The 24,020-nt window shown below is 62.0% G+C and carries 17 protein-coding genes; 15 read left to right on the top strand and 2 right to left on the bottom strand.

From position 1 onward, the window contains the following. The first annotated feature begins 242 nt into the window (after nucleotides 1–242). The 6 genes from IEX85_RS19950 to IEX85_RS19925 all read left to right on the top strand — a co-directional run bounded on the left by IEX85_RS19950 (nucleotide 243) and on the right by IEX85_RS19925 (nucleotide 12,055). Nucleotides 243–2,078, top strand: coding sequence for a sigma-54-dependent Fis family transcriptional regulator (locus tag IEX85_RS19950; RefSeq protein ID WP_188862388.1), 1,836 nt, complete (start codon nucleotides 243–245; stop codon nucleotides 2,076–2,078). Between the two features lie 173 nt (nucleotides 2,079–2,251). Continuing rightward, a complete protein-coding gene (locus IEX85_RS19945) occupies nucleotides 2,252–2,962 on the top strand; it encodes a substrate-binding periplasmic protein (protein WP_188862387.1) in 711 nt (236 codons plus the stop codon). Then, nucleotides 2,959–8,055: a response regulator gene (locus tag IEX85_RS19940; RefSeq protein WP_188862386.1), complete on the top strand. Its 5,097-nt coding sequence runs from the start codon at nucleotides 2,959–2,961 to the stop codon at nucleotides 8,053–8,055. Before IEX85_RS19945 ends, IEX85_RS19940 begins: the two co-directional genes overlap by 4 nt. A gap of 242 nt (nucleotides 8,056–8,297) precedes the next feature. Continuing rightward, nucleotides 8,298–9,332 carry an HD-GYP domain-containing protein gene (locus tag IEX85_RS19935; RefSeq protein ID WP_188862385.1) on the top strand — a complete coding sequence of 345 codons (1,035 nt, stop codon included), beginning with the start codon at nucleotides 8,298–8,300 and terminating at the stop codon, nucleotides 9,330–9,332. A 120-nt stretch (nucleotides 9,333–9,452) separates the two neighbouring features. Beyond that, the gene (locus IEX85_RS19930) at nucleotides 9,453–10,700 is read left to right on the top strand and encodes an MgtC/SapB family protein (RefSeq protein WP_308425673.1); all 1,248 of its coding nucleotides are present in this window, start codon (nucleotides 9,453–9,455) and stop codon (nucleotides 10,698–10,700) included. An 89-nt stretch (nucleotides 10,701–10,789) separates the two neighbouring features. Continuing rightward, nucleotides 10,790–12,055 (top strand): permease, encoded by a 1,266-nt coding sequence (locus IEX85_RS19925; RefSeq protein ID WP_188862383.1) that lies wholly within the window; start codon nucleotides 10,790–10,792, stop codon nucleotides 12,053–12,055. 158 nt (nucleotides 12,056–12,213) lie between these two features. On the opposite strand, the gene IEX85_RS19920 is transcribed toward IEX85_RS19925, so the two are convergent. Continuing rightward, nucleotides 12,214–12,930 (bottom strand): Crp/Fnr family transcriptional regulator, encoded by a 717-nt coding sequence (locus IEX85_RS19920; RefSeq protein ID WP_188862382.1) that lies wholly within the window; start codon nucleotides 12,928–12,930, stop codon nucleotides 12,214–12,216. Between the two features lie 245 nt (nucleotides 12,931–13,175). Between IEX85_RS19920 and IEX85_RS19915 the strand changes: the two genes are divergently transcribed. From IEX85_RS19915 to IEX85_RS19885, 7 genes are all read left to right on the top strand, one after another. Next, nucleotides 13,176–14,105 (top strand): 3-hydroxyacyl-CoA dehydrogenase NAD-binding domain-containing protein, encoded by a 930-nt coding sequence (locus IEX85_RS19915; RefSeq protein WP_188862381.1) that lies wholly within the window; start codon nucleotides 13,176–13,178, stop codon nucleotides 14,103–14,105. A gap of 12 nt (nucleotides 14,106–14,117) precedes the next feature. Then, on the top strand, nucleotides 14,118–14,810 hold the full coding sequence (locus IEX85_RS19910) for a cupin domain-containing protein (protein WP_188862380.1): 693 nt from the start codon (nucleotides 14,118–14,120) through the stop codon (nucleotides 14,808–14,810). A gap of 64 nt (nucleotides 14,811–14,874) precedes the next feature. Then, a complete protein-coding gene (locus IEX85_RS19905; RefSeq protein ID WP_188862379.1) occupies nucleotides 14,875–17,295 on the top strand; it encodes a penicillin acylase family protein in 2,421 nt (806 codons plus the stop codon). A 187-nt stretch (nucleotides 17,296–17,482) separates the two neighbouring features. Further along, complete coding sequence (locus tag IEX85_RS19900; RefSeq protein ID WP_188862378.1) at nucleotides 17,483–18,511, top strand: DUF6635 family protein; 1,029 nt, start codon at nucleotides 17,483–17,485, stop codon at nucleotides 18,509–18,511. Between the two features lie 284 nt (nucleotides 18,512–18,795). After that, nucleotides 18,796–19,515, top strand: coding sequence for a metal-dependent hydrolase (locus tag IEX85_RS19895; RefSeq protein WP_188862377.1), 720 nt, complete (start codon nucleotides 18,796–18,798; stop codon nucleotides 19,513–19,515). Nucleotides 19,516–19,525: 10 nt separating this feature from the next. Continuing rightward, complete coding sequence (gene gloA2 / locus IEX85_RS19890; protein WP_188862376.1) at nucleotides 19,526–19,945, top strand: SMU1112c/YaeR family gloxylase I-like metalloprotein; 420 nt, start codon at nucleotides 19,526–19,528, stop codon at nucleotides 19,943–19,945. A 49-nt stretch (nucleotides 19,946–19,994) separates the two neighbouring features. Next, nucleotides 19,995–21,071, top strand: coding sequence for a hypothetical protein (locus IEX85_RS19885; protein ID WP_188862375.1), 1,077 nt, complete (start codon nucleotides 19,995–19,997; stop codon nucleotides 21,069–21,071). A 78-nt stretch (nucleotides 21,072–21,149) separates the two neighbouring features. Here IEX85_RS19885 and IEX85_RS19880 read toward each other — a convergent pair whose 3' ends face one another. Further along, nucleotides 21,150–22,748: an arylsulfatase gene (locus tag IEX85_RS19880; protein WP_188862374.1), complete on the bottom strand. Its 1,599-nt coding sequence runs from the start codon at nucleotides 22,746–22,748 to the stop codon at nucleotides 21,150–21,152. A gap of 311 nt (nucleotides 22,749–23,059) precedes the next feature. Here IEX85_RS19880 and IEX85_RS19875 point away from each other — a divergent pair, with 311 nt between their 5' ends. After that, the gene (locus tag IEX85_RS19875; protein WP_188862373.1) at nucleotides 23,060–23,698 is read left to right on the top strand and encodes a DUF502 domain-containing protein; all 639 of its coding nucleotides are present in this window, start codon (nucleotides 23,060–23,062) and stop codon (nucleotides 23,696–23,698) included. A gap of 45 nt (nucleotides 23,699–23,743) precedes the next feature. Then, nucleotides 23,744–24,019, top strand: coding sequence for a DUF211 domain-containing protein (locus IEX85_RS19870; RefSeq protein WP_188862372.1), 276 nt, complete (start codon nucleotides 23,744–23,746; stop codon nucleotides 24,017–24,019). Nucleotide 24,020: the final 1 nt, after the last annotated feature.

The following is a 24,020-nucleotide window of genomic DNA, read 5'->3' as shown; positions in this document are numbered from 1 at the left end:
CCGTTGCGATTTCTTATAGGGCGCTGGCGTCGTTGAACCTGAGCATGGGTTCCTGCCAGCCCTGAATGGGATCAGTCAATCCAACAGGCTGTTAAGCAAATGAGATGCCAGATCGATGGGTAATTTAAATATCCATATAAATCAAAGGATAACGATTGGAAGTGAAAAAGGTTCTGCGCTGCTTGTAACCTAGTGGTAGAATTTTATTAATAAAATACGTTAATGATTGGATAAAAATCGACATGAAGCCCAAGCGTGACACCGGCTTGAAAGCGGAGTTTCTGGCTCACCTGAGGCAGCGCAACGCCCGGCTCAAGGTCCACAGTCAACGCCAGTTCACCGAAGGCGGCAGGCCCTCGGCCGACGATCTGGCGGCGAGCTTTCGCATCGGTGACGCCGGCAACGACATCTGGCTGGCCGGCCAGCAGGTGATGCTGATGCAGGCGGACGTCTTCGGCACGATCAGACGCGAGCTGGTTGACCGCCTGGGCATGGATGCAACGCGGCGTTTTCTCAAGCAGATGGGCTGGCAGGCCGGCGCGCGCGACGCGGCCCAGGTCACCGCGCTCTGGCCTGACGGGGACGACGTGAGTCTGTTTTCCGCCGGTCCGCGCCTGCACAAGCTCAAGGGCGTGATCGATATCGAAGTGGTGCAGTTCGAAATCGACAACGCCCGGGGGCGATTCTACGGCGAATTCCTCTGGTACGACTCGATGGAAGCGATGCAACACCTGGCCAGCTACGGCGTCAGCAGCGAGGGGGTATGCTGGATGCAGCTGGGCTACGCCAGCGGTTACGCCTCCACGCTGCTCGGCCGTGACGTGGTCTTTCACGAGGTGGAGTGCAGAGGCTGCGGCCAGGAGCACTGCCGCATCATCGGCAAACCGGCGGAGGAGTGGGGCGCTACCGATGACGATATGTTCGCCGAAACCGAGGTGGCGCTGTACACCGAGCCCCGGGGTGCGACGGCGTCGCATCGCCACATGGTGGGCGGCTCGCCGGCCTTTCTTGCCGCCACCCGCCTGCTGTCACGGGTGGCGCCGACCAATGCCACGGTATTGCTGACCGGCGAGTCGGGTGTCGGCAAGGAGTTGTTCGCCCGCGCGCTGCACCGGCAGAGCGGCCGCGCGGAGCAGCCGCTGATCGCGCTCAACTGCGCCACGCTGCCGGAGAATCTCGTGGAGGCGGAGCTTTTCGGGGTGGAAAAAGGCGCCTTTACCGGAGCCGACCGTCAGCGCCGGGGACGCTTCGAGCGTGCCAGCGGCGGAACCCTGTTTCTCGACGAGATCGCGACCCTGAGCCTGTCGGCGCAGGGCAAGATACTGCGCGTGATTCAGGAAGGGGAGCTGGAGCGTATCGGCGGCAGCAAGACGCTTCGCGTCGATGTGCGTATCGTCGCCGCGACCAACCTGAATCTGCGCAGCGAGGTCGTCGCGGGACGCTTTCGGGAGGACCTGTTCTACCGCCTCAACGTCTTCCCGATCCACCTGCCGCCGCTTCGGGAAAGACGCGAGGACCTGCCGTTGCTGATGAGCCATTTCCTGCAGCACTACTGCCGCCAGTACGAACGGCGCCTGACCGGCTTTACCACCCGGCTGGTCAATACGCTGCTGAGCTACCCGTTTCCCGGCAACATCCGTGAGCTGCAGAACCTGATCGAACGCGGTGTGATCGTCGCCGAAGACGGCGAGGCGCTGGATATCAACCACCTCGCCCTTGGCGGCGAAAATGAACGACTGTCCTGGCGGGATCCTGTGGCGGACGACGCCTTCGCGCCGGCGTCTGCAACACCAGCTCCGGCGCCCGTCGCGGCCGGCGCCGGGTCGCCGCGAGGGCAGCAGGATGTCGCCATGCCCGAGTCCTGGGAGGTCGGCGAATACGCGCCGCTGGCACGCCTGAGCGCTTTTCTCTGCGGCGACAACGATAGCCTGGAGACCTCTCTGTCGGACATCGAATCGTTATTGATCGACGAGGCGATGGCGCGCAGCGACGGCAACGTTACGGCGGCGGCGCGGATGCTGGGCATGAGCCGGGCGCAGCTCAGTTACCGCCTGAAGGACAGGCCCGTTGGACACTAAACCGGGTCGCTGCGATAAGCGCGGCTGTAGCCAAGCGACTATTATCACCTGATAAGCCGGTAACAGCAGGGGCAGGGACGGTGAAGGTCAGGAAAGGGCGGGCTGTATGTTTACTGGCGCTGATACAGGTGGCCGGCTTTGGCCTGTCGCCGGTTTTGCAGGCAGGGCCTGTCGTGAAGGTGGCAATTCCGGACGACTATCCGCCGTTTTACTACCGCGACGACAATGGCGATTTCAGGGGTGTCTCGTTCGAAATCGTCGAGCATCTGCTGCGTGAGCTCGGGTACGACGTCGAGGCCACGCAGCTGCCCAGTATGCGTACGCTGCTGGCGGAACTCGATGCCGGCCGCGAGGATCTGACGGTCAACCTGACCGCCACCGAAGAGCGTCGCAAGGTTGCGCTGTTCACCACCACGCCGCATATCGTCGAAACGCAGGATCTGATCGTCCGGGCGGACAGTCCGATCCGCTATGACGGTGATCTGGAAAAGCTCAAGGACTACCGGTTCGGCGCCATTTTTGGCTGGACCTACGGGCCCGCCTTCGACAACGCAGAGGATCTGGAGAGGGTCAGCGTCAACAGTTCGTCCGATCAGCTGCGAGGACTGCTGGCGGGTCAGTTCGACATTGCACTCAACAATCGTCAGTTTTTTCAGCACCAGGCGCGGGATATGGGTGTGTCCCGGGCCTTTCGGGTGCTGGCCCCGCCGGTTTTCGAGTTGCCCGTAACGATTGCGATATCGCGTCGCTACCCCCAGGCAGAGGCGCTTCGCGACGGCCTCAACAGCGCGCTTGACGATTTTCTGACCCAGCCCGCCTATCGCGACATCCTGGAGCGCTACGGATTCGGCGCCGTATCTGCGGCCGCGGAGGCACCGCCATGAGGTCGCCGAAGGCGGGAAGGAACCGGTTTGGCGGCCTGTTGCTTTGGCTGACGCTTATGCTGGCAGCGGCAGTAGTGCCGGCCTTTGCCGAAGACCCGGTCGAGCGCGCGGGCGCGCGCGATGTTGCGCTGACACCGGATGAGCGGCGCTGGATTCAGCAGCATCCGGTGGTGCGAATCGGCGGCGATCCCGACTGGCGGCCGTTCGAATACGCCGATCGCCAGGGGCAATACCGGGGCCTTGTGGCCGATTACATGCGCCTGATTTCCGATCAGATCGGCGTCGAGATCGAGTACCGGCCAAGGGCGAGCTGGCAAGCGGTCATGGAAGCGTTCGAGCGGGGCGAGGTCGACGTCATACCGGGTCTGTCGCAGACCGCTGAGCGGCGCCAGCGGTTTCTGTTCTCAGACTCTTACCTGAACATACCCACCTCGGTTATCACGCGCCGTGATACGAAATCGCTCGTGGGGCTGGAGGCGTTCCGGGAGCTGAAACTGGGCGTGATCGAGGGTTATGCGGTTGCAGGCTGGCTCCGCGATCAATACCCGGATGTCGCGCCGGTGCATGTCGATAGCATAAGTGACGGTCTTTTGCAGGTAGCGGACGGCACTCTGGACGGTATGCTGGCCAACCAGTTTACCGCGCTCGACAGGGTCAAGAGTCTTGGCATCGACAACCTCAAGATCAATTTCAACACCGCTTATGAATACGTACTTGGGATTGGCGTTCGCAAGGATTGGCCGGAGCTGGTCGATATTCTCAACAGGGCGCTGGCGAATATTACCCCGGCCCAGCGGGATGCCATTCGCAATAGATGGATCGATGCGGATCTGGCGCTGAGCGCCCCGGCCTCGGGCGTGCAGCACGGCGAGGTGCTGCCGCTGTTCCGGATGGTCGCCATCACCCTGGGACTGGCCGGTGTGTTTCTGCTGATTGCCTGGCTTTTAGGGCGACGGTCAGGGGATGCGCAGCAGTTCTATCAGTCCGGTATGTTGCGCCTGTTCGGCAATCTCGCCATCTGCTCGATACTGGTGCTGATCATGGCCGTGACCTGGTATTCGTTGCAGCGCGAGAAAGATATCGCACTGCAGCGAAGTGGCGATGCGCTCGAGACTGTACTCCATGCAACCCATGACAACCTGCGCTACTGGATCAACTCGCGTTTGCAGATGGTGTCTCTGATTGCCAGCGAGTCGGATCTGGGGACACTGTTTGCCGAAGTGGGCGGCGCCGGTTCCGGCACCCGGGACTTTCGGGCGAACCTGAGAAGTCTGCTGGCCGAGCCCGGGCTCAGCGACAGCAACTGGCAGCTGGCCATGGTGTTGGCCGACGGAACTCCGGTATTCGACAACGGCTTCCCGGTGACGTCGGTGAAGGAAGAAATTTTCGATCGTATTGACGAAGCCGGGGGGGTATTCATTCCGCCCCGCCGTGACAGCGACGATGGCCGGGCGAGTCTCTATTTCGCCGCGCCGGTCAGGGACTACAGGGGGCGCACAATTGCCGCCGTTGTCGCACGTATGGACCCGCGCGAGGCGTTTTCCAACATTCTGGCCAAGGGACGCATCGGCAGTTCTGGCGAGTCCTATGCGGTGAACCGGGAAGGCGTGATGATTTCCGAGAGCCGGCTGCGAGAGCAGCTGGTGACGGCAGGCCTTTTGCGGGAAGGGCAGTCGTCCATCCTCAACCTTCCCCTGGTCGATCCCGGGCAGGATCGCAGGCGCCTGGACGAAGCCCGGCCGGCACCGGGTGAACTGCCCATGACCGCGGTGGCTCGGGGCATCATGGCGCAGACGTCGGGGCTCCGGCTGACGGGGGAGCGCGATTACTTCGGTGAGCCGGTGCTCAGTGCCTGGTTGTGGGATCCGCAGCTCGGGATCGGCATCGCCTCGAAAATCGATCAGGCGGAGGCTCTGGCCGGTTACCGCGTCTCCAGGAACACGCTGTATTCGGTGCTCGGTATTTCGCTTTTTCTTGCGCTGGGGCTGATGGCGCTCAACTCCTGGATCGGCGACCGGGCCAACCGCGCGCTGCTGCGCGCCCGCGATGAACTCGAAGACAAGGTCGAAGCACGCACGGCGGAGCTGCAGAAAAGTCAGGAGCAGTTCCATACGCTGATGGAGTCTGCGCCGGATGCCATGCTGGTTACCAGCGAGCAGGGTCTTATTACCATGGTGAATCAGCGCGCGGAGGAGCTGTTCGGTTACGATCGTACGGAAATGATCGGCCGGTCGGTGGAGCTGCTGATTCCCACGATATGGCATGCCGGCCGAGACGTTTATCAGTCGCTCGTCCGCGACCAGACGGCCTCTCGGTCTCGCGGCCGGAGTCTGGAGCTGGAGACGCAGACCAAAAGCGGCAGGCGTATACCGGTGGAGGTCAGCGTCAGTCCGATCCCGACTGACGAGGGCATGCGGTTGGCAAGCTCGCTGCGTGATATATCGGAGCGCAGGGAGGCGCAGCGAGCGCTGGCGGAAAGCCGAAATCTGCTCAGGGCCGTGCTCGACAATATCCCCGATCTTGTTTTCGCCAAGGATGGCGAAGGCGTTTACATCGAGGTGAACGAGGCGTTCCAGAACTTTCTGCAACTGAAGCGTGACGCGATCGTCGGCAGGACGGATTTCGATATTTTTCCCCGGGAGGTGGCGCTCGGTTTCCGCGAGCACGACAGGGCGATGACGGAGGCAGGTCAAATCAGCCGCAACGAGGAATGGGTTACCTACCCGGATGGCCGTCAGGTACTGCTGGACACCATGAAAGTGCCGTTTTCCATTGCCGCCGGGCAGGGCGAAGACGGCGTACTGGGTTTGTCGCGGGATATCACCGAGCGCAAGCGTGCGGAGATGGAACTTGCCAATGCCAAGGAAGTAGCGGAAGAGGCGACCCGGGCGAAGTCGAACTTTCTGGCCAACATGTCACATGAAATCCGTACGCCGATGAACGCGATCATCGGCATGTCCTACCTGGCGCTGCAGACAGATCTCGATCGTCAGCAGCGAAACTACATTGAAAAGGTGCACCGCTCGGCCGAGTCGTTGCTCGGAATCATCAACGACATTCTCGACTTCTCCAAGATCGAAGCGGGCAGGCTCGAGCTCGAAACCATCGCCTTCCGTCTGGAGGACGTGCTCGACAATCTCGCCAACCTGGTGGGCCTTAAGGCGGAGGAAAAAGAGCTGGAACTGCTGTTCGACATGCCGGCGAAGATGCCCACGGCTTTTATCGGCGATCCGCTCAGGCTGGGGCAGATACTGATCAATCTGGGCAACAATGCGGTGAAGTTCACCGACGCCGGTGAGATTGTCTTTCGGGTGCGCCTCATCGACGACAACGCAGACGAGGCCCGGCTGCAGTTCGACGTCGAGGACAGCGGCATCGGCATGACCGAAGAGCAGCAGCGAAGGCTGTTCCAGGCATTTACACAGGCCGACTCTTCCACTACCCGCAAGTACGGCGGAACCGGCCTGGGCCTTGCCATCAGCAAAACCCTCGTCGAGCAGATGGACGGTGAAATCTGGGTCGAGAGTGAGCCTGAGCGCGGCAGTCGGTTTCACTTTAACGTCAGGTTGCGCAAGCAGAGCCATGCTGAGCCGGCGGTCACGGAGGATGCGATACTGGGCGAGATGAATGTACTGGTGGCGGATGACAATCCTGCCGCAAGGGAGGTCATGCGCACCATGCTGGAGTCTTTCGGCATGCACGTCAGCGAGGCCCGGAGCGGCGAGGCCGCACTGCGTCTGCTGGAAAGACAGGACGCAAACAGGCCTTACCGGCTGGTCCTGCTCGACTGGAAAATGCCGGGTCTTGATGGTATCGAAACGGCGCGGGCGATTCAGAACGATGACCGCCTGCCCGAGCTGCCGGCGCTGGTGATGGTGACCGCCTACGGTCGCGAAGAGGCAAGACAGGCCGCGGACGGGGTTCGGGTCAGTGGCTTTCTGGGTAAACCCGTAACGCCTTCCAGCCTGCTCGATGCCATCATGGTGGCGCTCGGGCGTGAAAGCGTCGGCATCACCACGGCTGCGCGACGCTACAGCAGCCAAAATGAAGCCGCGAAGAAGCTGCGGGGCGCCCGCATACTGCTGGTGGAGGATAACGACGTCAATCAGGAGCTGGCGCTAGAGTTGCTGACCAGCAACGGGCTGCGTGTGGACGTTGCCAATAACGGGCTGGAGGCCCTGGAGTGGCTGGAAAAAGCCGATTTCGACGGCGTGCTTATGGATTGCCAGATGCCGGTGATGGATGGGTACGAGGCCACGCGCCAGATCCGCGCTAAGGACAAATGGGCGAAACTCCCGGTCCTGGCGATGACCGCCAACGCAATGGTGGGAGACCGTGACAAAGTCATTGCCGCCGGCATGAACGACCATATCAGCAAGCCGATCAACGTCAGTCATCTGTTCTCGACGATGGCCAGGTGGATAGTCCCGTCCGATCCCGCCGGGATGGCTGAAGAGCCCGCCGAGCAAGCGCAGCAGGAAACGCCGCTGCCGGAGTTGTCCGGTATCGATACAGAGTCGGGGCTGTCCGTCGCCCAGGGCAATCTGCCGCTGTACCGAAAACTTCTGCTCAAGTTCAGAAACGGGCAGCGTGACTTCGAGCACCGCTTTCTCGCTGCGCTGACATCCGATGACCCCGACCTGGCTCAACGGCTCGCGCATACCCTCAAGGGCGTTGCGGCGAATGTGGGTGCCAAGGGGCTTCAAAACGCAGCGGCGACGCTGGAGGAAGCGTGCAGGGAGAAGCGGCCTCCGGCCGATCTGGAGGCGCTGCTTGAGCCGGTGACTAAGGAGCTGACTACGGTTATGACCGCGCTCGATGGATTCGGTAGCGAGCAGGAGGCGGATTCTCCTGAGGGCGCCGGGCAGTCGGGTCCTGTTGACCGGGACCGCGCCGTGGCGCTGCTCGACGAGCTCGGCGAGCTGATCGACGACAGCGATACCCAGGCGGTGGAGGTGCTTGATACCCTGCGCGCGTTACCGGGCATGGGGCGCCATGGTGCGGCACTGAACCGAATTGCCAGGTGCTTCGAAGAGTACGATTTCGACGAGGCCGGCGAGGCGCTCTCGGCACTGAGGTCCGCCCTCGGGTAGCGGTGGCGCCGAAGGGGTTGGCTATTCCGGGTCGGCATGACCGTTCCGTCGCGCGCCATAGTGCCAGAGCCCGACGACCGGTGGTCGGTCTTCGGTCGCCTGCGACGCTGCCACTCCGGCCTCCAGCCGGCGGCAGGGTCGCAGCTCGTTCGCGGCGCTGAAGTTTCTATACTAAAGCTAAAATGTCGGTGTCCCGAACGTGGGTCGGATCGGGGGTGGAGCCGGGTACGCGTGGAGGCGTCATGAATCAGGAGCACGGGGCAGCAACCGTACTGGTTGTGGATGATACACCCGAGAATATCGATATCATCAATGGCATTTTGCGGTCGCGCTACAGGGTCAAGGCGGCGCTGAACGGAGCCAAGGCGCTGCAGATTGCCGAACGCACCCCCGCGCCGGATCTGATCCTGCTCGACATCATGATGCCCGAAATGGACGGCTACGAAGTCATACGGCGACTGAAAAGCAATCCCAGGACCGCCGGCATCCCGGTGATATTCGTCACGGCCAGGAGCGAAGTAGCCGATGAGCAGCTTGGCTTCGAACTCGGCGCGGTGGACTACATCACCAAGCCGGTCAGCCCGCCCATTGTCGAGGCGCGGGTTCGTACCCATCTGGCGCTGTACGATCAGAACCGTGCGCTCGAACAGAAAGTGCTTGAGCGCACGGAGGAACTGAACCGGACCCGTCTGGAGATCATTCGCCGCCTCGGTCGTGCTGCTGAATACAAGGATAACGAAACCGGCCGGCACGTCATTCGGATGAGCCACTACTCGCGAATCCTCGCTGAAGCGGTCGGCATGCCCGACGAGTGGACCCGACGGCTGTTCGAGGCCGCGCCGATGCACGATGTCGGCAAGATCGGTATTCCGGACCGCGTGCTGCTAAAGCCCGGCAAGCTCGATGCCGATGAGTGGGAGACGATGAAGAAACACGTCGAGTTCGGCGTGCAGATTATCGGCGACCATGGCTCCGAGCTGCTGAAGATGGCCAGCGTTATCGCGCAAACCCATCATGAAAAGTGGGACGGCAGCGGTTATCCGAAGGGGCTCAGGGGCGAGGATATCCCCCTCGAGGGGCGCATCGTTGCAATCGCGGACGTATTCGATGCGCTTACGACCAAACGTCCCTACAAGGATGCCTGGCCGGTGGAGCGTGCGGTATCGCTTCTGCAGGAGGAGGCGGGCAGCCACTTCGATCCGGGGCTGGTACCACACTTTGTCGACTCGCTTCCGGCGTTACTCGAGATCCGCTCGGAATTTGGTGAAACCGAATAGCCCCGCCGCGGGGCAAGGTGCGGGGACCCGGCGCGGTAATGGCCGCCCCGGGAGCGCTGATAGCGGGCACTTGCCTGTGCAACAGGGAGAACGGACGTTAACGGCGATTACGGCGAGCAACTGGCGCATCTGCTGCTGTTTGGGCAGAGCCTTGGCATCGGCTTTCTGGTCGGTCTCGAAAGGGAGCGCCATGCCGAGAGTATTGCGGGGCTGCGCACCTTTACCCTGATATCGCTCTCGGGCGCGGTCGGCGGCTACGTCAGCCTGCAGCTTGAGCGACCCTCTTTCGTGCTGCTGATGCTGGCGCTGGTGATCGCCAGCCTGCTGGTGGCGCAGTTCAAGTCACGTTCGGATGAACCCGACACCACCACGGTACTGGCGGCCATCCTCACCTTCGGGCTTGGATACATGCTGTGGGGGGATCACAAGCTGTTGCCGGCGTCGCTGGCGATCACCATGACCGCGCTGCTGTACTACCGCGAAGAACTCCACGAGGTACCCCACCGGCTGACCCGCAGGGACGTTTCATCGTTTTTTCAGTTCGCCGCCGTGGCGTTTATTCTGCTGCCCGTGCTGCCCGATGAAACCTATGGTCCCTATGCGGTCCTGAATCCGTACCAGACCGGCTGGCTGGTGGTGCTGATCAGCGCCATCAGCCTGACCGGCTACGTGGTGCTGAGGCTGCTCGGCGGCAAAACCGGCATCCTTGTTCTGGGGCTGCTAGGGGGACTGGTATCGACGACTGCCACCACCCTGATCTACGCCCGCTACTGTCGACGTCAGAGCGGGTTCACCGAGCTGTCGGCGACCATTATCCTGCTGTCCCATCTGACGCTTTTCATCCGCATCGGCATCGTCGTGGCGGTGTTGCAGCTTTCGCTTCTTAGACCGATGCTGCCCTGGCTCATCGCCGGCTTCCTGGCGGGGCTGGTATACGCGGTGCTGATGTATCGCCGGCTGGGCGGGGGCAGTACGCAATCCGAGCTGCCGGAGCTGGAAGTCGGCAACCCGGCAGAGCTGAAGGTGGCGGTGGGTTTTGCCATCAGCTTCGCACTGGTGCTGCTGCTGGTCGCCTGGATGAACGATGTCTTTTCCGATACCGGCGTCTATATCGTCGCCTTCCTCTCCGGCCTGACCGATGTCGACGCCATAACGGTGTCGAACCTGCGGCTTTACTCGTTGGGAAACATATCCGCCAGCGTCGCGCTGATCGCTGTGGTGGTGGCGTTCGTCGCCAATCTGCTGTTCAAACTGGGTATTGTCGTCGTGGTCGGTGGCAAGGCGCTGCGGGCACCGGTCGGAAAAGGCTTTCTACTGCTGGTGATCGGCGCCGTCGCAGGCCTCGGGCTATCGCTGCTGCGGGTCTGACGGCAGCAGGGCGTCGCAATCCCGCGATGCGCTATGGTTAAGGGACTTTGACGCCGGCGTGCGGCGAACCCCATTGCATCAGAGGCACTATGACGACACTTTTGCAGCAGTGGCATCAGGCGGCCGTGATCAGCAGCGGCTTTTTCTGGAGCGCGCTCTGGGCATTCGTGCTGGGGTATCTGATCAGCAGTCTGATCCAGGTGCTGGTGACCGAGGAGCGCATGCAGCGGGCAATGGGCACGGCAGGTCCGCGCAGCGTTGCGCTGGGTACGCTGTTCGGCTTCGTGTCCAGCTCCTGCAGCTTCGCGGCGCTGTCGACGACCCGGGCGCTGTTCCAGAAAGGGGCTGGCCTGGTGCCGTCACTGGCATTCATGCTGGCATCGACCAATCTGGTCATCGAGCTCGGTATCGTGATAGCGATCTTTCTGGGCTGGCAGTTCGTGGTCGGCGAGTATCTCGGAGGGCTGCTGCTGATTCTGTTTGCCTGGCTGTTCGTCAGGCTGACGCGCCCGAAGATGCTGATTCGCGAGGCACGGCAAAGACTTGACGGCGATGAGGAGCAGGACGGACAGGCCGACGGCGGCTGGCGCGACAAGATCCGTTCACGGGAGGGCTGGCGCCGGATCGGCCGCACCTATGTGATGGAATGGCAGATGGTATGGAAGGACGTGCTGGTCGGCTTTACCGTTGCCGGCATTATCGCAGCCTTCGTGCCGGACGGTTTTTTCCAGACTCTGTTCGTCGGTTCCGGTCGTGAAACCGGCGCCAATGCCAGCTTTTTCGAGGTGCTGGCGCAGACGCTGATCGGGCCGGTCGCGGCCTTCTTCACCTTTATCGGTTCGATGGGGAACATCCCCCTGGCGGCGTTGCTGTACGATCGCGGCGTCAGTTTCGCCGGCGTCATGGCGTTTATTTTTTCCGATATGGTGGTGCTGCCGGTGCTGCGCATCAACGCCGCCTACTACGGCTGGAAAATGGCGTTGTACATCCTGGTGCTGCTGCTGTCGGGGCTGGTTTGCGTATCGCTGCTGCTGCACTATGGCTTCGCGCTGTTCGACCGGCTGCCGCAGGCGAGCGGAGCGGCGATTACCGAACGGGATTTTTTCCGCGTCGATTACGGCCTGGTTCTGAATCTGGTGTTCATCGCCGTATCTGCCTGGCTGGTGGTGCTGTCCAGGCAATCCGCAGGCAACGGCGACAACGGCGACGACGGCGGTCACTGCGAGCACCATGGCGAAGGCGAACATCATCACCATCACGACGGTGCGCCGCTGTCCGAGAAAGTGATGAACGGTCTGGTCATGGTGGCGCTGGTCTGGCTGCTCGGTGGCCTGATGCTGGCAGCCCTGCTCTGACCCGGTCCCCGGTGCTCCCATCGACGACCGCCGGGCCGGAGTCGCGCCGGCGCTGGGCGCATCCGCCCGATGAATCTGGGCGTAACTCCGTATAGGGCCTGGCGGCCTGATACCTCGGTCCCGAGCCGCCTGATGCGGCCGGGCGCCGAACTGGGTCACTACTCTTCGTAATAGGGGACTATGATCTCTCCAACGCCCAGCACATCGCAATGCTCCAGGAGTGCCTGGATATCGGGAATAACGATCCTGCCATAGTTTCGGCGTATCAGCGCCAAGTCCTCCAGGAGCTTCAACTCCCGGCTGATACCTTCACGGGTGGTGCCGAGCATGCGCGCCAGGTTTTCATGCGTGAAACCCTTCAGGACTGTTGCCCCTTGCGCATCCGCTTTTCCGACACTGTATCCCAGGCGGGTCAAGAGTCGAACCAGGCGGTCGCGAATCGCCAGCAAGCTGGCGTCCTCGATAAAGGAGTAGGCCATCCGCAGTCGATGGGACAGCAGTCTGTTTATCTGAACGGCAATTTCGGGATGCGCGGCATAGAGCGCTTTAAAATCATGCTCCTGCAATATCAGCAGTTCAGCAGGCCCCTGGGCGTATGCACTGTTTGCTCGGTACAGGCCGTCGATCATGCTCAATTCGCCGAAGCAATCTCCCGGGCGAAACACCGCTGACTGAAATTCCTTCCCGCTCAGGGTGAAATGGCAGAAACGTATCAGACCACTCGCGACCCGATAAAGCTCACGCCCCTGTTCTCCCTGGGTGTAAACGGCTTCTCCGTCACCGTAGTGCCGGGGACGCATACGCTGCAAGACGGCATCCCGGACGTCGGTGGGAAGATTGTCGACCCAGCTGTGCAGCGCGCTAACTTTCTTCATATTCGAATTTTTATCGACACATTGTCATATTTTGGGCGCAAATCGGGGCCTATTTTAAAGGCCTTGGTGTTCGGTATGGCTATCCAGCGCTCGGCTCCGGCTGTGCGAGTCCGTCGCGCAGTCCCCCCTCCACACATTGTGACGTTTCGTACAGATACGGGCGGACGTCGCTGTAACAATGACACTTCCAGTCGTAACCGTAACCTCAGCAGAGACGTCCCGTAACCTGGTACAGGAACCTTAGAATGTCAGAAAACAGTCAAACCGTCACCGTTATCGGAGCGGGAACCATCGGTATAGCCTGGTCCGCACTCTTTGCGGTCAATCAGCACTCGGTCAGGCTGTTCGACGTCAGAAAAGGCTTCGAATCCGATACGATAGCGCCGTTGCGCAGAATGATCGGTCAGCTCACCGACGAGGTCGATGTTGCCTTGGGCCGCATTTCTTTTCACGGCTCACTCGAAGTGGCACTGGAAGGCGCCACTGTCGTGCAGGAAAACGGGCCCGAGAATCCCGGGTTCAAGCAGAATATCTTTGCCGAAGTGGAAGCCATTGCCGACAAGGATGCATTGCTGATCTCGTCCACATCCGGGATCCCGCCCGCGAATATCGGCGAAAAAATGCAGAATCCGGCCCGCGTTCTTATCGGCCACCCGCTCAATCCCCCGCATTTGATGCCACTGGTTGAAGTCTGTGGAACCGAGAGTGTCGACGAGGCGCTTATCGACCGGGTGAATGCCTTTTACCAGAGTAACGCCCGGGTTCCGGTCCGCCTGCACAAGCCGGTTGCCGGATTCGTCGTCAACCGCCTACAGATGGCGATGTTGCGCGAAGCGATACATCTCGTGGGTGAAGGCGTCGTCGACATCGACGGCATCGACAAGGTCGTGCTGAACTCGGTCGGCGTTCGTCTGGCCTCCATCGGCCCGATGCTGGCGTGCCATTTCGGCGGTGGCGCCGGCGGAATTCGTGAAATGGTCGAGAAGATCGTCGGCAGCCTATTCGCCGCCATGGACCTGCCGCCGGTGGATAGCCGGACCCTGGATCTGCTGGAAGCACAGGCCGCGAAACACTACCCGCTCGACCGGCTCGGCGAATTCGCCGCAGTACGCGACCGGCGGCAGGCGGCCGCGCTCGACGTGCAGCACAAAAACCCTCTTCCCCAAATGGCGTGAACGGAGCAGACCATGGATACCACCACCCGGGCCCCCCGCTACCTGAAGGGCCGCAGTGCCGATGCAGAACTGGCTGGCGATTATGTGGATGTCATCGACGAGCCGCAGCATTTCCACCGCTTCGAAAATGAGTTCGTGCGGGTCTATGACGTTCGCTTCGCGCCGGGAGAGCACTCGCTTTATCACCGGCACGATGAAGACACGATGTATGTCACCGTCCGCGACGTCATCGTTCATGACCAGGGCTACCAAGCCGAAGAGGCGCAGGTGCATAACCTTCCGGCGGGACTTTCACTGTGCCGGCCGCACAAGGGCGAGCCCCTGATTCACAGGGTGCGCAATGACGGCAGTGGTCCGATGCACATGATCGGAGCGGAGGTCAAAAAGCTGCCCGAGACGGTCGCAGAGGCGCCACTGGAGGCGCCTTTCCATAGCCTGCTGGACAACCTGTCCGGGGCCAAACGGCTGCGGCTCTACATGATCAAGCTGGAACCCGGCGAGACGACCGGGCCGGTTACCTATGGCTTCTCCGGCCTGACGGTATCCATTTCCGACGCGAACGTGGAATACGCAGAACCGGGCGGCTCCCGCCGGGTTATCTCATTCTCGCCAGGCTCGCATATCTGGCATGACGGTCCGATCACCCAGACCCTGACCAACAAGGGTCAAACCGCCTTAGTGGCGATTCTGGGAGAGTGGTGCTAAGCCCGGCAGGGCTCTCATTTGTGCAGTCGTTTCCCTGTCAATAACAACAACCGGGAGGTTGAATATGCTCGATCATCTACGCAAGCCAGGATTTCTGGTCCGGCTTTCCTGTGCGCTCCTGCCACTGGCTTTCGCAACGGGCGTCGAGGCGGCCACGCCCAAAGAGGGAGAGGTGACCATCCTGCGCGACAACTACGGCACGCCGCGCGTCTACGGCTCCACCGACGCCTCGCTGTGGTACGGCGTGGGCTATGCCATGGCGCAGGACCGCCTGTGGCAGGCGGAGCTCCTGCGTCGTACCGCAAGAGGCACGACAGCGGAGCTGTTCGGCCCCCCGGCGCTCGGCGGGGATATCACCCTGCGGACCCTGACCGGACCCGAAGAAGGCCGAATCGCGCAATTCGAGGCCGCCACGGAAGAACAGAAACTGATTTTCACCGCCTACACCGACGGCATCAACGCCTACATTGCCGAAGCCATCAGGACCGGCACGCTGCCGCAGGAGTTTTCCGCTTTCGGCTTCGAGCCGGAGGAGTGGTCGCCTACCGACAGCATCAATATCCTGCAGATGCTGTGGCTCGATGTCGCCACCGGCGGCGGCGAGGAGCTCGCCAATGCCGCCCAGCTGCAGCAGCTGATCGCGATCAACGGACCCGAAGAGGGGGCGAAGATTTTCGCCGACACACACTGGCTGGAGGACCCGGACGCGCCCACCATAGTGCCGGCCAATGGCGCCCTGAACCCGGCTCACCCGGGTGCCGGGATTGGGCACGGAAAACCGGTACTGCCTGCCGCTGATTTTACTAAGATTCAATCGCGACTCGATGATCTGCGGTCCAATCTGCGCCGTGTCGGCATGGGTAGCGGCTCGTCGTCAAATGCCGCGGTGATCGGACCGAAACTGTCGGCCACCGGACGCCCGCTGTTGATGGGCGGGCCACAGGTGGGCTACTCCAGCCCCCAGTTAGGCCACGAGATGGGCATTCACTATAGCGGCTATGACACTTTCGGTGTCGGGGTTGCCGGCTTGCCGCTGACGGTTGTCGGGGTATCGACGGACATGTCCTGGACCACGGTGACCGGCGGTACCGACAACTCGGATATCTACGCCGAAGTGGTGAATCCGGATAACCCGCAGCAGTACAGGTTCAATGGCGAGTGGCTGGACTACGACTGCCGCCTGGAAACCTTCGGTGTGGCAGGTGCACCCGATACCGGGAAGACCATCTGCGAGTCTGTCCACGGCCCGGTACTGGGCACCGCACCGGGCCTCGCCTTCAGTCTGAAGATTGCCGGAAGGGGCAAGGACCTGCAGAGCCATGAGGCCTACCTTGGCATGATCCGCGCCGGCTCGGTGCAGGAGGCCCAGGAGTCCCTGAAGAACTTCCCGTACAACCTCAGCCTCGTGTCGGCGGACAGGCGCGGCAATATCGCCTACTGGCACCTGGGCGAAATACCGCTCCGGGCGCCGGACGACAATCCCTGGTTGCCACATGACGGCACCGGAAACGCCGAGTGGCAGGGTTTCGTGCCCTGGGAAGACATGCCGCGGACCGTAAACCCCGAGCAGGGCTGGATCAGCGCCTGGAACAACAAACCCCGCGCCGGCTGGCAGAACTCCAGAATGGACTTCTGGAACTGGGGACCGGTGCACCGGGCTTCCACGCTGACAGACTACCTGTCGCAGCTCGAGCCCGGCACCGCCACCATCGAAACGTTGGAGGAACTTAACCGATTCGCCGGCTGGACCAACCAGACACCCTCCAACGCCGCGCGCAACATCTTCGCTCCGCCCTTGCTGGGAGAGCTTCTGAGCCGTGTGGATACCGGCGCCGATCCGAGACTGCCCGCCATTGCCGAGCTTCTGGGCAATTGGGATATGCAGCAGCTCGACCTCGAGCCCATGGGTGGGGATGGCTACTACGACAGTCCGGCAGTGGCTATCTTCAACACCTGGTGGCCGGCCCTGACAACACGGGTGTTCGGCGATGAACTGGGCCCGCAGGTGATGCCTGCGCTCGGTAGTACCCTGGGCAACCTGGTGTATCGCCTGCTCGTCGATGGTGTCGCCCTGCCGCTGCAGCACGACTACCTGGATGGCGAATCAGCCGAGCAGGCCGTTACGGCCGCGTTGGTCGATGCCCTGAATCAGTTAACCACCGAGTATGCCTCCTCCGATCCCGGTGGCTGGCTGCAGCCGGTTGCAACGATCGACTGGAAGCCGATCGGCCTGGGTGCAGTGCCCGACACTGTCTGGATGAATCGTGGTACCTACAACTACATCATTCAGCACGGGCCCGGAAACAACTTCATCGGTCAGAGTGTGATGGCTCCGGGCCAGAGCGGCGACTCGCAAAGCCCGCACTTCGAAGATCAGCTGGAGCTCTACCAGTCCTGGGAGTACAAGCCGATGCGGCTGACGCGTTCGGGCCTCAACGGCGCCATCGAGTCGGTGATCAGGCTAACCCCCGCCTGGCCCAACTGATCCGCGGGCTCTCATACCTTCCTGCCACAGTGTCCGCAGCCAGGCGGCCGGGGCAGGGAGGTATGTGCCTGGTCAGGGCGCGGCACACCCTGCTGCGAAACTTCAAGGTGGCGACGCTGTCCCCATGCAGAAGCCGGCGGGGCTGCAGGGCGCCCCGTCGTGGGAGAACGAACCTCGGGAGTGAGTGATGTACCGCGAGGGGTATCAAGATCTGTCTGATGTCGAGGTCGAGAACCTGGCCCGGCACGAACCTAGCGCCGATGACCAGGCGCGGGTCGAGGCGGCGATCGACAGGGCGATCGGCCGCTACATGGACGCACGGCAGCGACGCGTTGACCCCTTTGTCAGGCGTCACTTTTCCTTCAGGGGCAGTCTGAGGCTGCATGCGCAGGCCCTGGGTTGGGACCTGGTTCGTATTCCGCTCAATATCGCCTGGTCCTTGCCCCGCTTCGTGATCGCCGTGCTGGGGCTGCTGGCCGGGATCTGCGGCCTGCGCACAGTCGCCGCGAAACTGGCGCAGGTGCCCCCGGGTTTGATCACCAGTCTGGACCGTGAGATCGGCAGGCTGGTGGTGACGGAGCTGTTGGAGCTGCCCTGCGATGCAGCTGACAGCAGAGCTCGCGATGCGCTGATGGCGGAAATACTCGCCGACCCTTTCCTCCAGGACCTCATCGACGCCCGACTGGGCGGCCTGGCCGGGCGTCAGGCCGATACCGATTTTCGGCGCCGACTCGATCTGCGCCTTGCCGAATACGGTGCGTCCCGTACCGGCACCTCCGAGCTTGCCGGCAATCTGATGGTGGTGCTGTCGAGTCAACTTGCACTGGGGCAGACCGCCTGGGGCAGTTTCGGGGCCGGCAGTGCCATCGCGGCCTCGGTCGCCAAGTCCACCGCGGTGGCGGGGTTCTGGCTTGGGCCCGTTGTCGGCTCCTGGTTCTACGCCATGGTGCCGGTCGTCCCTTCGACAACCACAGTGCTGGTCTCGGTCGCGGGGGTGGCGATGGCCCTGTCCGTGGTCGCCACCTTTATCGGAACCGTCGCCGATCCGGTGCAGGCCAGACTCGGGTGGCACCAGCGCCGTCTGCGCAAGTTGCTCGGAGCCGTGCAGCAGGACCTGTCGCGGGATGGGCCAGGCGATTTTCAGCTGCGGGAGAAGTACGTCGGACGGGTGTTCGATGTGCTTGACTATCTGGCGGCGGCCGGACGCTCGCTGTAGCCGGCGGTAGACCCCATTCCCGGATTTCATCCGCGAGATAGCGGCGGCTTTTGGTGGTCCGCGCCGCGATGTCCCCGGCGCAGCCGGACCGAAAGGCGCCATCAAGCGACTGCTGTCCATCGAAAAAGACCGCTTTCCAACGCCCCACAGTACTTAAAGTAGTGTTCATCTTTCCGGTTTTAAGCTTTTGAAGTTAAATGTATTTATTTTTCGATATCCGGACCTGCGGCGGCGCCCCCGCCAGCGTACAATAGGTCCGTAATCGTTGAACCAGGGATGGAGTAATGGCCGATTTCAAGACCCATACCACCGTCGCGGCGGCACTGAGCGCACCACTGGCTGCCACCGCCGCCATGACCGGATTCGCCGACATGCGCGAGGCCGTCATCTACGCGCTGGCCGGCACGCTGGGGGGGCTCCTCCCCGATATCGATGCCGACGATTCGATCTCAATCCGGCTGGTGTTTCGACTGTTTGGCGCTCTGGCCGCAGGGCTGGTGGTACTGTTCTGGATGACGACACTGCCCCACTGGCAGGTGCTGATACTGGCCGCTGCGGCCTTTCTGCTGGTGCTGTACCCTTTGCGCTGGCTGTTCGAGCAGTACACGGTGCATCGCGGACTGCTGCACAGCCTGCTGGCCAATCTGCTGTTCGCCGCCGTTTCGGTGCTGATTGGCTACCACCTGTTCGGGCTGGGGGCCCGGGCCGCCTGGGGCGTCGCCGGCTTTGTGTTCTTCGGCGCCACCGTGCACCTGCTGCTCGACGAGATCTACAGCGTCGACCTCTCCGGTATGCGCGTCAAGCGCTCCTTCGGCACGGCGCTGAAGCTGACCGACTGGGGCCAGCCGCTGGCCTCGATGGGGTTGCTGCTGGCGACCCTGGTGGGGATCTGGCTGAGTCCGGATACCGATGCCTGGCACCCGGCCTTCGCCTGGCTGCCGGAACTGGCGCTGGCGGACTGGTTCGAGCGCGGCGTGAACACGTTGCGTCAGTTATGGAGCTGAGGTCGATACCATGAAAGACGCTGTGCCTGCGCTGCTGCGGATACATCATGTGGCGCTTATCTGCTCGGACTATGCGCGCTCGCGCGACTTCTACACCGGGCTGCTGGGTCTCGAGGTACTGGCAGAGCACTACCGTGCCGAGCGGGATTCCTGGAAGCTGGACCTGGCGCTGCCCGATGGCGGACAGCTGGAGCTGTTCAGCTTTCCTTCCGCGCCGCCAAGGCCGAGCTACCCGGAAGCGCAGGGGCTGCGCCATCTGGCGCTGGCGGTGGCTTCGCTAGAACCCTGGGTGCGGCATCTTCGGGCCGCCGGCGTTGCGGTCGAGCCGGTCCGCCAGGATCCCTATACCGGCAAGCGTTTCTGCTTCTTTCAGGATCCTGATGGCCTGCCGCTGGAGCTGTACGAGGTCGATGACCGGCGATCAGGATAGTAATAGGGGTAAACCCTGATATGCTGTGGGATTTTCCAGGAGCCAGTCGATGACCCGTACCCTGATCGTTGCCGCCGCCAAAACCGTCGACGCCGTCGGGTGTCAGCAACAGTGCCGTATGCTGGAGGACCGTATCCGTTCGCTGGGGTTGCGTATCCGGGAGTTGGTGATAGAACCGCTCAGCGCCGACTGGCACAGCCCGGAGCCCGAGGATCACTTTCGCAGTGGCTGTGCGCCGATCGAAGCCCTGGCCCGCGCCCGCGAGCTTGTTATCGGGGGCGAGAGGGCGGTGCTGATCCGCGGGGAGGACCACATCAAGAGCGGTTACGAGCGCGATGAGCGGCTGCGCCTGATGTCGGTGTACGGCCCGGACTACCCGCTGACCAAGGCCTATACCGATCTGGCCGGTGAGTTCCTGCGCCGCCACGGGGTCGATGCGGACCTTTTTCGAGAGATATCCCGCGCCCTGTTCGAGAACTACAAGCTTAGTTATCGCAATGCGCTGGCGGGCGATTTCAGCCCCGAGGCGCTGCCGGACGAGCGCTGGTATCGTCCGCTTACGCCGCTGTTCCGCGGTGTCGACTGTGCCAACCCGCTGGTCGACTTCGAGGGAAGGCTGCTGATAGTCGACGAGAGGCTGGCGCGGGAACTGGGTGTTGCGCTGGAAACATCCGTGGAGATTCGGGCGGTGGGTCTGGGCAGGCTCGATGCGGACGGTCCCGGGCACATCGAGCACATCGCCGGCTACGGTCACCTGCGCGAGGCCTACCGGGACTGCTGCGAGGCTGCCGACCTTGACTTCGCCGCACGATTTCGCGCCGGCGAGGCGCTGCTCGAGGCCTATACCTGCTATCCGGTGGTGCCGATGGCGTTTTTGCTGGCCAGTGGCCTGGTGGACGTGCTGGACGATATTCCGGGATTTCTGGAACAGCACAGTATTACCATTACCGGCGGCATGAACCTTGGTCGCGGGGCCTGGAACAATCCGGCGTTGAATGCCCTGATCAGCATGCACCATCGGCTGCTCGAAGGGCCCGAGCGGTTAGGCATGGTGCACGGCAATGGCGGCCTGGGTTACCGGCAGGGAGTGGCGTTGCTGGAGTCGGCGGGATTCAAGGCAGGGTAGCAGAGCCAGATCCAGAAAGATGCGTGCCGCCGGGAAGGCGGCACGCTGGTGCTTGCTGTAGAAGCATGGCGCCTGTCGTTACTGCATCGACTTGTTGATGAAGTCCTGCACCACGTTCGACATATCGAAGCTCTTGCCGCCCTGGACCGGCGGATACTCGGCCAGCGACTGCAGGTGCTGGGCCATCAGCTGGCCCATAGGCTGCAGCAGCCAGGAGACCTTCTGCATCAGGTGACCGTAGGCGTCCGGACTGTCGTAGCTCTCGAACGGGTCCATACGGATATTGAACACCAGGGGCACGGTGCGCGGAACGACGTTGGCGTAGTAGTCCTCCTTGGTGGAGAAGTGGAACTTCCAGGGCCCCATGCGCACCGCGGTGAGCTTGCTCTCGTAGTAATGGAAAATGTGATCGCGGGCGGAGTGGTCGCTTTCGCCTTTCCAGTACGCGAGGTTGTTGACGCCGTCGATGTACTGCTTTTTCTCTTCCTTCATTTTCTCGGCCACATTCTCGACGCCGGCCGCGGCGGCCAGGGTGGTGAACATGTCCTGATGCGCCTGGATGCCGTTGAGCTTCTGGCCGGGTTCGACCACGCCGGGCCAGCGCAGCATCGAGATCACACGCACGCCGCCTTCGTAGGTGGTCATCTTTTCGCCACGGAACGGCGTGGTGGCGCCGTGGGGCCAGGAGGTATGCTCGGGGCCGTTATCGGTCGAGTACCAGACGATGGTGTTGTCGTCGAGCTCGTTATCCTTGAGGAAGTCGAGCACCAGACCGATATCGTGATCGTGCTGCAGCATACCGGAGCCGTGGATATCGGCTTCGGACGTGTAGTTCTCCGCGGCGTAGCGCCACTCGTCGTTCAGGCGTGTATAGAGGTGCATGCGGCTGGTGTTCAGCCAGACGAAGAACGGCTTGTCGTCATCCTTGGCCTTTTTCATGAAGTCGAACGCCTTGGGAATGACCTCGCCGGCATCGAAGTTCTTCATGCGCTCCTGGGTCAGCGGGCCGGTATCCTCGATGGTCTGCCTGCCGACCACGCCGAAACGCGGGTCTTCGGTGGTATCGTTGTTGTCGGTGGCGAACGAGTGAATCACGCCGCGGGTGCCGAATTTCGATTCGTAGGTTTCGAGATCGCCGGAGAAGGCCTTGCCGAAACGCTGGTAGTCGCGCTGTTCGGCTTCCTCCTGGGTGTTGAGGTGGTACAGGTTGCCGAAGAACTCGTCGAAACCATGCACGGTTGGCAGATGCTCGTTGCGGTCGCCCAGATGGTTCTTGCCGAAGTGGCCGGTGCTGTAGCCGGCTTCTTTGAGGACCTCGGCGAGGCTGGGGGAGGCCGCCTGCAGACCGAGGGTGTCCCCGGGCTGGCCGACGGTGGTCATGCCCGAGCGAATCGGGTACTGACCGGTAATGAAGGCGGCTCGTCCGGCGGTGCAGGACGGCTGGGCATAGTGATCCGTAAAGCGTATGCCCTCCATGCCGATGCTGTCGATGTTGGGTGTGGTGTAGCCCATGGTGCCCATGCCATAGGCGCTGACGTTCTGCCAGCCGATATCGTCGCCCCAGATCACCAGAATATTGGGCTTGTCGGTCTGGGCCGCCGCGCTGCCGAGCGGCAGCAGAACCGCGGTCGCAACCGCCAGCAGGAGTCTGCCTGCCTTGGTACCTGACGTTTTCATCTCGCACTCCTGAAAATTTTGCAGTGCAGAACGCGCTCGAACCCGGCATGTCTGCCATCAGGTTACAGCCGAAGCGCCTTCCTGGCTGCCGGTTGGAAAAGATCCTTCTACAGACGGTTTTACGGTCTTGGGTCAGTTTAGATCAGCATCAAAAAAATTCCGGAAATCCTTTGTTAATCCTATGTTTTTTCGCCCGGCGCCGGTGCCTGGGAGTCGCACTTCAGCGACAGTCAGGCTGTCGCAGATCATGTAATCCGGCCCGGTACAGCAGCTATGCTTGAGTGACGAGTTCTCGCTGTCGGAGCCTGTCCATGCTGAAATTTCTGAGTCGCAACATTCTCACCGGGCTGCTGACGCTGCTGCCGGTCATGCTCACGCTGTATCTGTTCTACTGGTTGCTGATGTCGATCGAGCTTGCGCTCGGCGGACTGATACGGTTTTTGTTGCCGGACGCGCTCTATATGCCGGGAATGGGGCTGGTTGCGGCCCTGCTGATGACACTGGCGGTGGGTATCCTGATGCACGCCTATGTGGTGCAAAAGCTTTTCGCCGCCGCCGAAGACCTGCTTTACCGGATGCCGCTGATTAAATCGGTTTACCGGGCGATACGTGACTTCTTCGATTATTTTTCCCCCGACGCCCACAAAGAGTTCGAACAGGTGGTGGCGGTGACCTTTGGCGATATGCAGCTGATCGGCTTCGTGACCCAGGCGGTAACCGAAAAGCTGCCCGCATCCTTCCGCGACGAGGACTGCGTGCTGGTGTATCTGCCGCTGAGTTACATGATCGGCGGCTATGCGGTGCTGATTCCGCGTAGCCGCATCAGACCGGTAGAAATGTCCATGGAGGAGGCGATGCGATTCACGCTGACAGCCGGCGTGGCCGGGGCAACGACGGCCGGCAGGACCGCCGGCGCCGCTCGCAGGCGCGGGTCGGTGCAGCCAGGGTGACTATGCTTATTGTCCGGGCAGTGCAAAGTTGACGGGAGATGCTCGATGGCGGTGCTGACAAGGGTGGTGCTGGATGTGCTCAAACCTCAGGATCCCAGCGTTCTGGAACTGGCCCGGGTGCTGTCGGATATCGGCGGTTACCGGGTACGGCTGCAGGTTCTGGAGATGGACAAGAATACTGAGACGCTGGCGGTCGAGATATCCGCGCCGAGTATCGATTTTGACGCCGTGCATCAGGTGATCAGTGACCTCGGGGCGTCGCTGCACAGCGTCGATGAGGTCGACTTCGAGGGCTCGCCCGACGCAGCCGAACCGGAGTAAG

The sequence above is a fragment of the Marinobacterium nitratireducens genome (genome assembly GCF_014645375.1).
Lineage (GTDB): Bacteria > Pseudomonadota > Gammaproteobacteria > Pseudomonadales > Balneatricaceae > Marinobacterium_A > Marinobacterium_A nitratireducens.
The sequence above is the reverse complement of the archived record's forward strand: the minus strand, read 5'-3'. Positions and strand labels throughout refer to the sequence as shown.

Coding starts and splice junctions, on each gene's coding strand:
- IEX85_RS19950 (WP_188862388.1), top strand. CDS start 243: ATGAAGCCCAAGCGTGACACCGGCTTGAAAGCGGAGTTTCTGGCTCAC.
- IEX85_RS19940 (WP_188862386.1), top strand. CDS start 2,959: ATGAGGTCGCCGAAGGCGGGAAGGAACCGGTTTGGCGGCCTGTTGCTT.
- IEX85_RS19935 (WP_188862385.1), top strand. CDS start 8,298: ATGAATCAGGAGCACGGGGCAGCAACCGTACTGGTTGTGGATGATACA.
- IEX85_RS19925 (WP_188862383.1), top strand. CDS start 10,790: ATGACGACACTTTTGCAGCAGTGGCATCAGGCGGCCGTGATCAGCAGC.
- IEX85_RS19920 (WP_188862382.1), bottom strand. CDS start 12,930: ATGAAGAAAGTTAGCGCGCTGCACAGCTGGGTCGACAATCTTCCCACC.
- IEX85_RS19915 (WP_188862381.1), top strand. CDS start 13,176: ATGTCAGAAAACAGTCAAACCGTCACCGTTATCGGAGCGGGAACCATC.
- IEX85_RS19910 (WP_188862380.1), top strand. CDS start 14,118: ATGGATACCACCACCCGGGCCCCCCGCTACCTGAAGGGCCGCAGTGCC.
- IEX85_RS19905 (WP_188862379.1), top strand. CDS start 14,875: ATGCTCGATCATCTACGCAAGCCAGGATTTCTGGTCCGGCTTTCCTGT.
- IEX85_RS19900 (WP_188862378.1), top strand. CDS start 17,483: ATGTACCGCGAGGGGTATCAAGATCTGTCTGATGTCGAGGTCGAGAAC.
- IEX85_RS19895 (WP_188862377.1), top strand. CDS start 18,796: ATGGCCGATTTCAAGACCCATACCACCGTCGCGGCGGCACTGAGCGCA.
- gloA2 (WP_188862376.1), top strand. CDS start 19,526: ATGAAAGACGCTGTGCCTGCGCTGCTGCGGATACATCATGTGGCGCTT.
- IEX85_RS19885 (WP_188862375.1), top strand. CDS start 19,995: ATGACCCGTACCCTGATCGTTGCCGCCGCCAAAACCGTCGACGCCGTC.
- IEX85_RS19880 (WP_188862374.1), bottom strand. CDS start 22,748: ATGAAAACGTCAGGTACCAAGGCAGGCAGACTCCTGCTGGCGGTTGCG.
- IEX85_RS19875 (WP_188862373.1), top strand. CDS start 23,060: ATGCTGAAATTTCTGAGTCGCAACATTCTCACCGGGCTGCTGACGCTG.
- IEX85_RS19870 (WP_188862372.1), top strand. CDS start 23,744: ATGGCGGTGCTGACAAGGGTGGTGCTGGATGTGCTCAAACCTCAGGAT.